Consider the following 11,629-nt stretch of genomic DNA (forward strand, 5'->3'; position numbering starts at 1 on the left):
CCTACTGCTTGATGGGTGTTTCGAACCGCTGTCCGGTTTTGCCGTGAAAGAGATGGATGAGGCCAGGCTCGGCCGTAAGCCGGATGGTTTCGCCCGGCGTGAAGGAATGCCGTTCCCGGAAATTGGCGACGATCTCCTCGCCGCCGGCGGTTCGGCCGATGAGCTGCACTTCGGACCCTGTCGGCTCGACCACCACGACAGTGACCGGAATGCCCTGATTGTCGGATAGCCGCAAATGCTCGGGCCGTATCCCCAGCACGACCGGCTCACCATTGCCGATGGAAAGTGCCGAGGCCAACGGGACCGAAATCCCTCCGGCGCCGCGAAACGACGGCGAGCCGTCGCTTACGATCTCGCCCCTCAGCATGTTCATGGCGGGCGAGCCGATGAAGCTGGCGACAAAAAGATTGTTCGGCCGGTCGTAGAGTTCGAGCGGCGGCCCGATCTGCTCGACGATGCCGTCGTGCATGACGACGATCTTGTCGGCCATGGTCATCGCCTCGATCTGGTCGTGGGTGACGTAGACCGTCGTCGTCTTCAGGCGCTGATGCAGTTCCTTGATCTCGGCGCGCATCTGCACCCTGAGCTTGGCGTCGAGATTGGACAGCGGCTCGTCGAACAGGAAAACCTGCGGGTCACGTACGATCGCCCGGCCCATGGCGACGCGCTGGCGCTGGCCGCCGGAAAGCTGGCGCGGATAGCGGTCGAGCAGCGGCACCAGTCCCAGGATTTCTGCCGCGCGCCGCACGCCGGCATCGCTCTCCGTCTTGGGAACGCCCTTGAGCATCAGCGAGAACGCCATGTTCTCGGCGACCGTCATATGCGGGTAGAGCGCATAGTTCTGGAAAACCATGGCGACGTCGCGCTCTTTTGGCGCAACGTTGTTGACGATACGTTTGCCGATCGCGATCTGGCCGCGCGAGATCTTTTCCAGGCCGGCGATCATCCTGAGCAGGGTCGACTTTCCGCAACCCGAAGGACCGACCAACGTGACGAACTCGCCGTCGTTTATATCGACGCTGACCCCGTGCAGGACCTCGACGGTCCCAAATGACTTGTAGACATCGCCGATTGCGACAGACGCCATCGATCTCCTCCCGACTGATTCCTGCAACGACTTCGAAGGAAACCGCTTTCTTGCCTGGCCCGCGACAGCGCCCAGGCTCCTCCCCGGTCACGCGCGATGTGAGACGGTAGCGCTACCAAACCGACCTGTAAAGCACGCCGGCATCACCTGGATATCGACACACCCTAATCCGAAACCTCGGTCTGCGGCCGGTCGCGGCCGTCGGCGAGCTCGTCGTGCCATTTGCCGTCGGCGTCCTCGTACTGGATGCCGTCGGTGTTGCCGGCGACCTGCTGTTCGGCGGAAGCGATCTCGGCGGCGCGCAACGCGTCCTGATGGGTGGGGAACGTTTCGGAGAATGTCGAGCCGACCTTGTAGGCCCAGCCTCCATCATGCTCGACGATCTTGTAGGTCAGTTTCGCCATGAAACCCTCCGGTTGAAAGCCCGTTGCCTCAATGCAGCCTGTCATCGGCCAGTCTGTCGTCTGGCGGCTTGTCGTCCGTAACCAGCACGTCCGATTCCCTGGCGGCTTCGATCAGTGCCCGGCGTGCATCGGCCGTCGAACGATAACCTTCCAGCACTTTTAGGCAAGTGTCGAGGGCATCACGATGACGCGGCCCGCGATTGAGTGGCCAGACCGTCATCAGGCACTCCGCCGCCTCCTGGGCGCTGCGGATATGCCGATATTTGCCGACATGGCCGAGTTCGACCACGACCGGCTTTTCAAATGGCTTGCTGTCCATCATCGCCGCCAACGCGGAGCGGCCGATTTGGTTGCAACAGCTATTTTAGCTCGGGCGAAAATACCTCAATAGCCGCAGTCGTTGCGCAGCCAGCGCGCATTCGCCCAGCCGGCGCGGCCGCCGAAATCGACCTGGTACCAGTTTCCGCGACGGTCAAAGATCTCGGTTTGGTCGCCGTTGAACAATTGCCCGATCATGCGCGACGACGAGTTCGGCCGGGCCCGAACGGCGAGAAAGCCGCTTCCCGTTGCCAGATTGTAGTGCCTGGAAAGACCGTGCACCGTGCCTTCGCAATATTGCGCCCCGGCCGGCGTCGATGTGGCAAACGACAGCCCGGCCAAAACCGCGGCAGCAGCCGCAATGGAAATCCCCCTGAACGACATGTCTCTGCTCCCCCAACCTGCCGCGCCCAGCCGCGGCCCTCGCCACTCTACACCGGCAGAGGATCAAAGCGAAGCTATGGTTCCCTGTCCAGCGAGGTGAGAACCCGCCGCGTCAGTTCGCCGCCTTCATCCAATGCTGCATCGTCGTCACCGAGCGGGCAAGCTGCGGCGCCGGGTGGATTTTTTCGCCGAAGGTGGCCGCGGCGCGCCAGCCCCAGCGCGGATCGGCAAGGAAGGCGCGCGCCAGCGCCACCATGTCGGCGCGCCCATCGGCGACGATCGCCTCGGCCTGTTTCGGATCGTCGATCAGGCCCACGGCCCGCGTCGCGATGCCGGCGCCCTTGCGCACCGCTTCCGCCAGATGCACCTGGTAGCCGGGTCCGGACGGCAGCTTCTGCAACGGCGAATTGCCGCCGCTCGAGCAGCAGAGATAGGCGACGCCGACTTCCTTCAGCGCTTTTGCCGCTTCGATCGCATCCTCGACGTCGAAGCCGCCATCGACCCATTCCTTGATCGACAGCCGCGCGCCCAGCATCAGCCTGGGCACCGCCTTCTTCACCGCCTTGGCGATCTCGACGGCGAAACGCATGCGGTTTTCCAGCGAGCCGCCCCAGCGGTCGGTGCGCCGGTTGGAAAGCGGCGACAGGAACTGGAAGATCAGATAGCCATGCGCGGCATGCAGCTCGATGAAGTCGAAGCCGGCCCGCTCGGCCCGCCGTGCCGCTTCGGCGAAGCGTTCGATGATTTGCAGGATCTCGTCATCCTCCAGCGCCCGCGGCACCTGCCAGCCGGTGTCGTAGGCGATTGCCGAGGCCGACACGATCGGCCACGGATCCTGATCGGCATTCAGCGGTCCGCCGCCCTCCCAGGGTTTCCGGTTGGAGGCCTTGCGGCCGGCATGGGCAAGCTGAGTGCCGAATTTCGTGCCCGGCGCGGCGACGCGCTTGGCTGCATTCAGCGTGCGCCGCGCCGCCGCCTCATTGTCCTCGGAGTAAAGGCCGAGGCAGCCATGCGAGATGCGGCCGCGCCGTTCGACCTCGGTCATCTCGACGGTGACCATGCCGGCACCCGACATCGCCAGGTTCATCCAGTGATAGAGGTGCCAATCGCTGGCCGAGCCGTCCTCGGCCGAATACTGGCACATCGGCGCGACCGCGATGCGGTTGGGGAAGGTGAGGCCGTCGAGGATGATCGGCTGGAAAAGAGATGAGGTCATAAAAAACTCCGGAAAGGGTTGCCGCTATTTAGGCAGGCACTTGCAGATGCGCCAGACACGAGAGGGTGAACCGGCGCACTGGACCAATTGGTAGCCGGATTGCAAGAACCGCCGTTCGCGGCTACGCCTTGCCGCGGCAGCAGGGAGTCCACCATGGAAGATCGCATTCGCATCCGCTCGGAGGAAGTCCTGTCCGACGAATGGGCGGTTTTGAAAAAGACCGTCTTCGACTACCGCCGGCGCGACGGCAAATGGGAAACGCATACCCGCCAGACCTACGATCGCGGCGACGGCGCGGTGATCCTGCCTTTCGATCCCGAGCGCTCGACTGTGCTTCTGGTGCGGCAGTTCCGCTACCCCGCCTACGTCACCGGCCACAAGGAGCCGCTGATCGAGGCCTGCGCCGGCCTGCTCGACGAAGACGATCCCGAAACCTGTATCCGCAAGGAGGCCGAGGAGGAACTCGGCTATCGGCTGAAGGACGTGCAGCGGCTGTTTTCGCCCTATATGAGCCCCGGCAGCGTCACCGAGCGGCTCTGGTTCTTCGTCGCTCGCTACTCGCCCGCCGACCGCATTTCCGACGGCGGTGGCGCCCATGACGAAGGCGAGGACATCGAGGTTCTCGAAATGCCGCTCGACGAGGCGCTGGCCGGCATCCACGACGGTCGGATCATCGACGCCAAGACCATTATGCTGATCCAGCATTTGAAGCTGAACCCGATTGGGGTGTGAGGGGCCCAGAACTGGGTCGAGCGCCCGGTCTCCAGTTACGGAGACTATCAAACGAGACCAAATCTGGTGCGGACGACGGGAATCGAACCCGTACGATCAGAGATCGAGGGATTTTAAGTCCCTTGCGTCTACCAATTCCGCCACGTCCGCAGGCCAGCCCTTTTCAGCCGCCAGCCAAAGGCCGTCAAGCCGTCTTCTGCCGTCGACAAATCTGGCACTGGAAGCTAGCGAGGCCGATCACCTACAGTGATACAAACAAAATCGTTTCACCTGGAAATGTTTTTAGCGGCAGCTTCCGCGGCTACCGCGAATGCGCGTCCCCCGTTCGCAGGATGCGTTCGGGCGCTCTGCCCTGGTAAGGCTCGAAGTGGCAAGTGGATCGGCGCTCCGATACTCGACGCCATCCTCTACAAACACTGGGAGATTGTCATGCTCAAGCTTGCCTCTGCCCTGGCACTGCTGCTTGTTGGGACGGCGCCTCTGTTTGCCGATGAGATGCCGATGAACGCCAAAGACATCAAATGGGGTCCTGCTCCTGCTGCCATTCCCGCTGGGGCGGAAATGGCTGTTGTCGCGGGAGATCCCTCAAAGGACGGCGCCTTTGTGCTGCGGTTGAAGACACCCGCCGGCTACAAAATTGCCGCACATAATCATCCCACCACGGAATACGTAACGGTGCTTTCCGGCAACTTCCATGTTGGAATGGGCGATAAGTTCGACGAGGCGAAAGGCGTCGAACTGACTGCTGGCGGCTTCGGCGTCGCGCCGGCCGGAATGAATCACTTCGCCTGGACGACAAGCGAAACGATCATCCAGGTTCATGGCGAGGGGCCATTCAAGATCACCTACGTCAACCCGGCAGACGATCCGAGCAAGAAGTGACAGTTCGCGATCGAATTGATTGAACCGGCCGAAGGCTCGAACGATGGAGTGCGTCAAACTCCGCGAGCGTCGATTCAGAAGGATCCTCTAACGAGACGAAGGCTGATTGGCCGCAACGGAATCGTATTCCGCCTGGGCCATTTGCCATGAATGGCGCAATAACAAAAAAAACCCGCCTCGGGAGGACGGGTCGTTGGAGCCAATTGGCACCATACCCAAATTAGTAGCATAGCTGCCGGCACAAAGCAAGAACAAAGTTGCTGCGGCCGGCACAAAATGCCCTTGGCGATTGGCGAAAGCCATGGCGCATCGATCTCCCTCCTTGAGGGGGAGATGGCAAGTTGTGGCAAGAGGGCAGGCCAGGGGGGTCGTCGCGCGTCGAGCGCCAGCCTGTTTTGTTCGCGGTAAAGGTTCGCGTCAGGATGTCCCGACCCCCTCTGTCGCCTTCGGCGACATCTCCCCCTCAAGGGGGGAGATCTGCAACTTCGCCGTCGGCGCTTACTTCCTCGCTGGTCAAAATCCTCGCGGCTTGGCACAGTCGGGCAAAGAGGAGCCTGTTGATGCCGAAGACCGCCAGTGCGACGAAACCAAAACCCTGGGCCGAGATGGCGACGCATCTGGTCGATGTCGCCATGGGCCGCAAACCCGCCGATCTCGTCATCCGCAACGGGCGCTGGGTCAACGTCCATTCGGGCGAGATCATCGCCGGCACCGACATCGCCATTGCCGGCGGCCGCTTCGCCTATTGCGGGCCGAATGCCGGCCATGCCATCGGCCAGGGCACCAAGGTGGTCGATGCCGGCGGCCGCTATCTGGTGCCGGGGCTTTGCGACGCGCATATGCATGTCGAGAGCGGCATGGTGACGGTGACGGAATTCTGCCGCGCGGTGATCCCGCATGGCACCACCTCGATGTTCATCGATCCGCACGAGATCGCCAATGTGCTCGGCCTGCCGGGCGTGCGGCTGATGCATGACGAGGCGGTCGCCATGCCGGTCAACGTGCATGTGCAGATGCCGTCCTGCGTGCCGTCGGCGCCGGGGCTGGAGCATGCCGGCGCCGAGCTGACCGTCGCCGACGTTGCCGAGGCGATGACCTGGGAAAACATTATCGGGCTCGGCGAGGTGATGAATTTCCCCGGCGTCGCCGCCAATGATCCGGTGATGTCGGGCGAGATCGCCGCGACGGTGAGGGCCGGCAAGACCGTCGGCGGGCACTATGCCTCGCGCGATCTCGGCCTGCCGTTCCACGGCTATGTCGCCGGCGGCCCCGAGGACGATCACGAAGGCACGCGCGCCGAGGATGCCATCGCCCGCGTCCGCCAGGGCATGAAGGCAATGCTGCGGCTGGGCTCGGCCTGGTATGACGTCGCCTCGCAGATCAAGGCGGTGACGGAGAGCGGGCTCGACCCGCGCAACTTCATCCTGTGCACCGACGACAGCCATTCCGGTACCCTCGTGCATGAAGGCCATATGGACCGGGTCGTGCGCCACGCCATCAGCCAAGGGCTGAAGCCGGTGACGGCGATCCAGATGGCGACGCTCAACACCGCCCAGCATTTCCGGCTGGAACGCGAGATCGGCTCGATCGCACCTGGACGGCTCGCCGATCTGCTGATCGTCTCCGACCTGGCCGAAATGACCATCGACGAAGTCTATGGCCGCGGCGTCAGGCTGGCCAAGGGCGGCAAGCTCGAAGTCGACATTCCGGCCTATAATTATCCGCGGACGGCGAAGAACACCGTCAAGCTCGGCAAGAAGCTCAAAGCCGGCGATTTCGACATCGCGGCACCCAAGGGCGCCAACGAGGTGCGGGTGCGCGTCATCGGCGTCATCGAGAACCAGGCGCCGACGCGGGCGCTGGAGGCCGATCTTGCGGTGGAGGACGGGCTGGTCGCCATGGACCGCCGCAACGATGTCTGCCAGATCGCGCTGGTCGAGCGCCACAAGGGCACGGGCGGCGTCACCAACGCCTTCGTCTCCGGCTTCGGCTATATCGGCGACTGCGCCATGGCCTCCAGCGTGGCGCACGATGCCCACCACATCATCGTCGTCGGCACCAACAAGCAGGACATGGCTCTGGCCGTGAACCGGCTGGGCGAGGTCGGCGGCGGCGTCGTGCTGTTTTCCAACGGCAAGGAGCTGGCGCTGGTCGAAATGCCGATCGCCGGGCTGATGTCGAACGAGCGGGCGGAAATCGTCGCCGCCAAGGCGGACAAACTCAGCGACGCCATGCGCCAGATGGGCTGCTCGCTCAACAACGCCTACATGCAGCACTCGCTGCTGGCGCTGGTCGTCATCCCCGAGCTCAGGATTTCCGACGTCGGCCTGATCGACGTGACGACGTTCCAGAAGGTTGATCTGTTCGTTTAGGGTTGCTGCGGTGTGGAAACCTTTTGATGCCGGCGGGACAGCGCCCCCCTCTGTCCTGCCGGACATCTCCCCCACGAGGGGGGAGATCGGCAGCTTCGCCGCCGGCTCGTTCAGCAACGTTGGCGATTGGCAAAAGCCGAGGTGGCGGCCAATCTCCCCCCAAGTGGGGGAGATGTCCGGCAGGACAGAGGGGGGCGCGAAGGATCGCTGCCGTGCGCTTTGTTCCGAACTGACGTCAACAGTGACCGCTCAGCGGCCGCCTCACCCGCCGGTGGCGATGGTCAGCACCTTGAACGGCGTGGTGATGACGATCTCGGCCACCGAGCCGACGGCCTTGCCGAGGCCCTGGCCGAGATTGTCGAGCTGGGCCGGCGCGGTCTCTTCGGAGGCGAGGCCGGCCGGGGCGCGCAGGCGGTCGCCGAGCAACTGCACCAGGAACGGGTTGTCGGCGAATTTGGCGTGGTTCAGCCGGTCGCCGCCCTTGGTCTTGGTCAGGTCGACCACCGAGACGCCATAGCTGGCGAGGTCGGCCGCGTCGCCATAGTCGCCGACACGTGGCTTGTCGCCGGAGATCAGGGTCGACAGCCTGAGCGCCCGGTCGTCGCCCGAAAGCAGCACGGCGAACGGCTTGTCTGGCTTGCCGTAGCGGATCATCTGCTTCTTGAACACGTCGACGTCGATGTCGGGGGAAGCCAGGATGACGTAGCCGAGCTTGCCGCCAAGGTCGCGGTCGCCGGTGATGGCAAGCTGGCGCAATGCTTCCATGGTCACCCAGGTCCCCATCGAATGGGCAATGATGTCGATGCTCTTGGCGCGGCTCTTGGCGAGCATGCGCAGCGTCGCTTCGAGATCGTCGCGCGCCGCATTGGCGCTTTCCTTGTCGTAGATGTAGCCGGTCGTTTTGCCGCTCGAGGCCCACGAAAACAGCACCGGCGTGCCGGGATATTTCGTGTCATGCGCGATCTGCGTCAGCCGGTAGATGCCGTCGTCGAAGCCGTTGTTGAAGCCATGCACGAAAACCAGCGCCCGGTCGCCGCGCATGGCGATGTCGGCGCCGACCGCCTTGGCGAATTGCGGCGCGCCTTCGTAGAAGGTGACGGCGGTCGCCGTGAAATCCTTCGCCGGATTGCTGTTGGCCGAGCCCTTGACCCGTTCGATGGCGCCGACCTGGTGGACCTTGGGAACGGTCACCTCGACGCTGGCAAAGCTGGTGGTCGGCGAGCGGTCTCCGTCGAATACCTGCCGGGGCTCTTTCGTCGCCTTTTGCCGGGTTGTGGCGACGAAGATCTTATGCGTCGCCGCGATATCGGCAGCAGGCACCGTGATCGTCGTCTTGTTGAGCAGATCGTGCGTGTTCTGGCCGGCGCAGCCTGCCAGCGCGAGCGCGAACGCAACGACGAGAAATATCTTCGAAGGCACGGTCACGCGGGCTCCCGCAACGGGCGACGTCGAGCCGGAGACGTCTTGGCCTATTCGATAGAGGCAGAGGCCGGCACGGTCCAGTTCAAACTGTTCCGATGGTGCGGCATGGTCAACAATCACTGCTGCGCAATGCAGCTATTGTCCGACCGAGGCGATGCGGTCGGTCACCTCGCGGTCGCTGGCAAACCCGTCATCCTCGCGCAGCTTCTGGCCAATCAACTGCACTAATTCCGGGTTGTCGGCGAATTTGGTGTGATTGAAGCGGTCGGCGCCCTTGACGCTGGAGAGATCGACGACCGACACGCCATAGCTGGCGAGGTCGGCGGCGTCCTTGTAGTCGCCGACCCGCGGCCGCGCGCCGGCGATCAGGCCGGACAGCCGCAGCGCCCGGTCGTCGTCGGAGAGCAGCAGGATGAACGGCTTGTTCGGCTTGCCGTAGCGGCGCATCTGGCTCTTGAACACGTCGACGTCGATGTCGGGCGAGGCCAGCACGACGTCGCCGAGCTTGCCGCCGAGATCGCGGTCGCCGGTGATGGCGAGCTGGCGCAGCGCCTCCATGGTGACCCAGGTCCCCAGCGAATGGGCGACGATGTCGATGCGCCGCGCGCCGGTCTGCGCCAGCATTCTCAGCGTCACTTCCAGCTGGTCGCGGGCAACGCTGGCGCTTTCCTTGTCGTAGACATAGTCGGTGGTCTTGGCGCCCGACGCCCAGGAAAACAGCACTGGCGTGCCCGGATAGCCGGAATCATGGGTGATCTGGGTGACGCGATAGACGGCGGCGTCGAAGCCGGTGTTGTAGCCGTGGACGAAGACCATGACGCGGCCGCCGCGCGCCGCGATGTCGGCGCTGAGCGCGCTGGAGAATTTCGGCTGGGTGTCGTAACCGACGACCTCGGAAGCCATGAAGTATTTGGCCGGATCGTCCGACTTGCCGCGCGAGCGCCGCTCGATCTGGCCTGTCTTGTGGATGCCGGGCACGGTGACGTTGACGCGGGCATAGTTCAGCGTCGCCGAGCGCTCGCCGTCGAAGACCTTGTTGGGATCGTCGGAGCGCTTGCGCGTGGTGGCGATGAAGATCGAGTGGTTGCCGGCGATTTCCGTCACCGGCACCGCCATCATGGCGCTGCCGAGCAGTTCCTCGGTTTGGCGGCCGCCGCAGCCGGCGAGCAGCGCGGCAAGGACAATGATGCAAATCGTCTTCAAGGGCACTTAAGCAATTCCACTCCGGCCTAACCAAAGGCCCATCCACCTCCGCCGCATCTCCCGGACAGCCGAAGTGCGGCGGAAGTAAGTCGCAGGCGCCGAAATGCGCTCAGCGCCGCTCGACTGCCATCGCACTGTTGCGCGAAAGCCAGAACGGCGGCAGGAAGGCCGGAATGTTGGAAAAGGGCAGCACTTCCGGCTTCAGCCTTATGCCGAGCACGTCGGTCATGAAGGCGCGGCGCGCCTCGATGCGGTGCCAGGCTTCGGGATAGCGCGCGGCGATCTCTTCGCGCAGCGCCTCGTCAGCCAGCGCGATGCCGTCCTCGATGTTGGTGGTGAAATAATCGGTGCCGGTCGCCGGGATGATGTCGACCTGGAAGGCCATGCCCGACTTCAATCTGATGTCGGAGCCGGAAAATATCGGCGAATGCATCCATTCGTCGATATGGATGAGATGGCCGGGATTGAGCGACACGCCAAAGAACGGAGCGCCGATGCGATCGTGCACCGCTTGCCACAACGCGCCGCCGGGAACGCCGATGCCGACCGTCTCGTACCAGTCGACGACGGCACAGAAATAGGGCGCGACCAGCTTCTCGACATAGTCCTGGATGCCCCTTGGAAGCTCGGCCGCGTCCTCGACCAGAAAACCGGCGCGGGCATTGAGCGAGCCCTGGATGCCGTAGGCCATGGTGATCGGGTCGCCGCGCTTGATGATTTCGAGGCGCGGGCTCGGCAGGCCATAGGCCGCACGCCTGCCGGCCGACAGCATCGGGTGACAGCATTGCGGCAGGCCGTTGATGCCCATCAGCCGCGCCGCCTGCAATTCGGTCATGCCGGGTTCGATGCCTTGCAGGACATTGCGCAGGCCTTGCGAGGAATAGGTCGCGGCGAATTCGAACGCGGCCAGCTGGTCGGCCTCGTTGATGGCGCGCAGGCCGTCGGCAGGGTTCATCAAAAGGTTAGCCGCGTTGGCAACCGCCCCTTTATCGCCGGCAAGCGTGCGCAGCGTGTCGGCGATGAAGGACGGCAGGTCGAGCGTCGTTTCGCCAAAACCGGCATCGCCGGGGCCGAACGGCTTCCAGCCGATGGCGCCGATGCGCTGGCCGGCCTTCAGGCCGCAATCGACGAGGATGTCGGCCAGCGCTTGCGAGCGGTCGCGCGGCTGCGCCGGCAGCGAAAACGTCTGGTAGAGCACGCGCTCGTACGGCCCGTCGCAGATTTCGGCATAGCCCCAGCCCTCATTGCCGACCAGCAGTTTCGGCGACTTGCCGGGAACGATGACCAGCAGCGTCTCCTCGAAGCGCGGATCGTAGCCGCAGAGATAGGCGACATTGGCCGCATGTTCGCGGTCGCCATAGACGACCAATGCATCGAACCCGCCGCGCGCGACCAGTGCCGCGATGCGGGCCTCATAGGTGGCGCGCGTAACCAGCGGCATCACCGTCGGCTCGCCGAACTCCGGCAGCGACACGGTTTTCCGGGCCACCGATGCGACAGGCATGAACAGACGCTCCTAACGGCCAACGAGGTTTTGGGAACACCCTTTCGGGTGGCCGGACAATGGCTTCGCGAGGCCGGATATGCAATAGCGGGACCGAATTCGGCT

Annotated in this window: 12 protein-coding genes and 1 tRNA gene; 3 read left to right on the forward strand and 10 right to left on the reverse strand. The window is 63.9% G+C overall.

Annotation, left to right across the window (positions count from 1 at the left end):
- Position 1 precedes the first annotated feature (1 nt).
- The 5 genes from ugpC to X760_RS45650 form a co-directional block, all read right to left on the reverse strand.
- Entirely contained in the window at positions 2-1,087 is a 1,086-nt protein-coding gene (gene ugpC / locus X760_RS45630) for a sn-glycerol-3-phosphate ABC transporter ATP-binding protein UgpC (RefSeq protein WP_023717436.1), read from the reverse strand.
- Between the two features lie 164 nt (positions 1,088-1,251).
- Positions 1,252-1,491, reverse strand: a complete 240-nt coding sequence (locus X760_RS45635; protein ID WP_023674770.1) for a DUF2188 domain-containing protein — start codon at positions 1,489-1,491, stop codon at positions 1,252-1,254.
- A 28-nt stretch (positions 1,492-1,519) separates the two neighbouring features.
- On the reverse strand, positions 1,520-1,813 hold the full coding sequence (locus X760_RS45640; protein ID WP_031193527.1) for a DUF982 domain-containing protein: 294 nt from the start codon (positions 1,811-1,813) through the stop codon (positions 1,520-1,522).
- Positions 1,814-1,875: 62 nt separating this feature from the next.
- Positions 1,876-2,193: an SH3 domain-containing protein gene (locus X760_RS45645; protein WP_023717438.1), complete on the reverse strand. Its 318-nt coding sequence runs from the start codon at positions 2,191-2,193 to the stop codon at positions 1,876-1,878.
- Between the two features lie 112 nt (positions 2,194-2,305).
- Positions 2,306-3,409, reverse strand: a complete 1,104-nt coding sequence (locus X760_RS45650) for an NADH:flavin oxidoreductase/NADH oxidase (protein ID WP_023717439.1) — start codon at positions 3,407-3,409, stop codon at positions 2,306-2,308.
- 153 nt (positions 3,410-3,562) lie between these two features.
- Here X760_RS45650 and X760_RS45655 point away from each other — a divergent pair, with 153 nt between their 5' ends.
- Positions 3,563-4,141 carry an NUDIX domain-containing protein gene (locus X760_RS45655; protein ID WP_023717440.1) on the forward strand — a complete coding sequence of 193 codons (579 nt, stop codon included), beginning with the start codon at positions 3,563-3,565 and terminating at the stop codon, positions 4,139-4,141.
- Positions 4,142-4,205: 64 nt separating this feature from the next.
- Here X760_RS45655 and X760_RS45660 read toward each other — a convergent pair.
- A tRNA-Leu gene (locus X760_RS45660) sits at positions 4,206-4,291 on the reverse strand.
- Positions 4,292-4,570: 279 nt separating this feature from the next.
- Here X760_RS45660 and X760_RS45665 point away from each other — a divergent pair.
- Positions 4,571-5,023, forward strand: a complete 453-nt coding sequence (locus tag X760_RS45665) for a cupin domain-containing protein (RefSeq protein ID WP_023717441.1) — start codon at positions 4,571-4,573, stop codon at positions 5,021-5,023.
- An 87-nt stretch (positions 5,024-5,110) separates the two neighbouring features.
- Here the strand turns inward: X760_RS45665 and X760_RS76175 are convergent, their stop codons facing one another.
- Entirely contained in the window at positions 5,111-5,326 is a 216-nt protein-coding gene (locus X760_RS76175) for a hypothetical protein (RefSeq protein WP_156948018.1), read from the reverse strand.
- A 257-nt stretch (positions 5,327-5,583) separates the two neighbouring features.
- Here X760_RS76175 and ade point away from each other — a divergent pair, with 257 nt between their 5' ends.
- A complete protein-coding gene (gene ade, locus X760_RS45670; RefSeq protein ID WP_031193529.1) occupies positions 5,584-7,395 on the forward strand; it encodes an adenine deaminase in 1,812 nt (603 codons plus the stop codon).
- A gap of 261 nt (positions 7,396-7,656) precedes the next feature.
- On the opposite strand, the gene X760_RS45675 is transcribed toward ade, so the two are convergent.
- From X760_RS45675 to X760_RS45685, 3 genes are all read right to left on the reverse strand, one after another.
- Positions 7,657-8,820 carry an alpha/beta hydrolase gene (locus tag X760_RS45675; protein ID WP_023717443.1) on the reverse strand — a complete coding sequence of 388 codons (1,164 nt, stop codon included), beginning with the start codon at positions 8,818-8,820 and terminating at the stop codon, positions 7,657-7,659.
- 132 nt (positions 8,821-8,952) lie between these two features.
- Positions 8,953-10,026, reverse strand: a complete 1,074-nt coding sequence (locus X760_RS45680) for an alpha/beta hydrolase (RefSeq protein ID WP_023717444.1) — start codon at positions 10,024-10,026, stop codon at positions 8,953-8,955.
- 103 nt (positions 10,027-10,129) lie between these two features.
- On the reverse strand, positions 10,130-11,524 hold the full coding sequence (locus tag X760_RS45685; RefSeq protein ID WP_031193531.1) for a hypothetical protein: 1,395 nt from the start codon (positions 11,522-11,524) through the stop codon (positions 10,130-10,132).
- Between the last annotated feature and the right edge of the window lie 105 nt (positions 11,525-11,629).

It is taken from the genome of Mesorhizobium sp. LSHC420B00 (assembly GCF_000503055.1).
Taxonomy (GTDB): domain Bacteria; phylum Pseudomonadota; class Alphaproteobacteria; order Rhizobiales; family Rhizobiaceae; genus Mesorhizobium.

Bases quoted from the DNA above. Each gene is read 5' to 3' on its own strand.
- ugpC (WP_023717436.1), bottom strand. From the start codon at position 1,087: ATGGCGTCTGTCGCAATCGGCGATGTCTACAAGTCATTTGGGACCGTC.
- X760_RS45635 (WP_023674770.1), bottom strand. From the start codon at position 1,491: ATGGCGAAACTGACCTACAAGATCGTCGAGCATGATGGAGGCTGGGCC.
- X760_RS45640 (WP_031193527.1), bottom strand. From the start codon at position 1,813: ATGATGGACAGCAAGCCATTTGAAAAGCCGGTCGTGGTCGAACTCGGC.
- X760_RS45645 (WP_023717438.1), bottom strand. From the start codon at position 2,193: ATGTCGTTCAGGGGGATTTCCATTGCGGCTGCTGCCGCGGTTTTGGCC.
- X760_RS45650 (WP_023717439.1), bottom strand. From the start codon at position 3,409: ATGACCTCATCTCTTTTCCAGCCGATCATCCTCGACGGCCTCACCTTC.
- X760_RS45655 (WP_023717440.1), top strand. From the start codon at position 3,563: ATGGAAGATCGCATTCGCATCCGCTCGGAGGAAGTCCTGTCCGACGAA.
- X760_RS45665 (WP_023717441.1), top strand. From the start codon at position 4,571: ATGCTCAAGCTTGCCTCTGCCCTGGCACTGCTGCTTGTTGGGACGGCG.
- X760_RS76175 (WP_156948018.1), bottom strand. From the start codon at position 5,326: ATGGCTTTCGCCAATCGCCAAGGGCATTTTGTGCCGGCCGCAGCAACT.
- ade (WP_031193529.1), top strand. From the start codon at position 5,584: ATGCCGAAGACCGCCAGTGCGACGAAACCAAAACCCTGGGCCGAGATG.
- X760_RS45685 (WP_031193531.1), bottom strand. From the start codon at position 11,524: ATGCCTGTCGCATCGGTGGCCCGGAAAACCGTGTCGCTGCCGGAGTTC.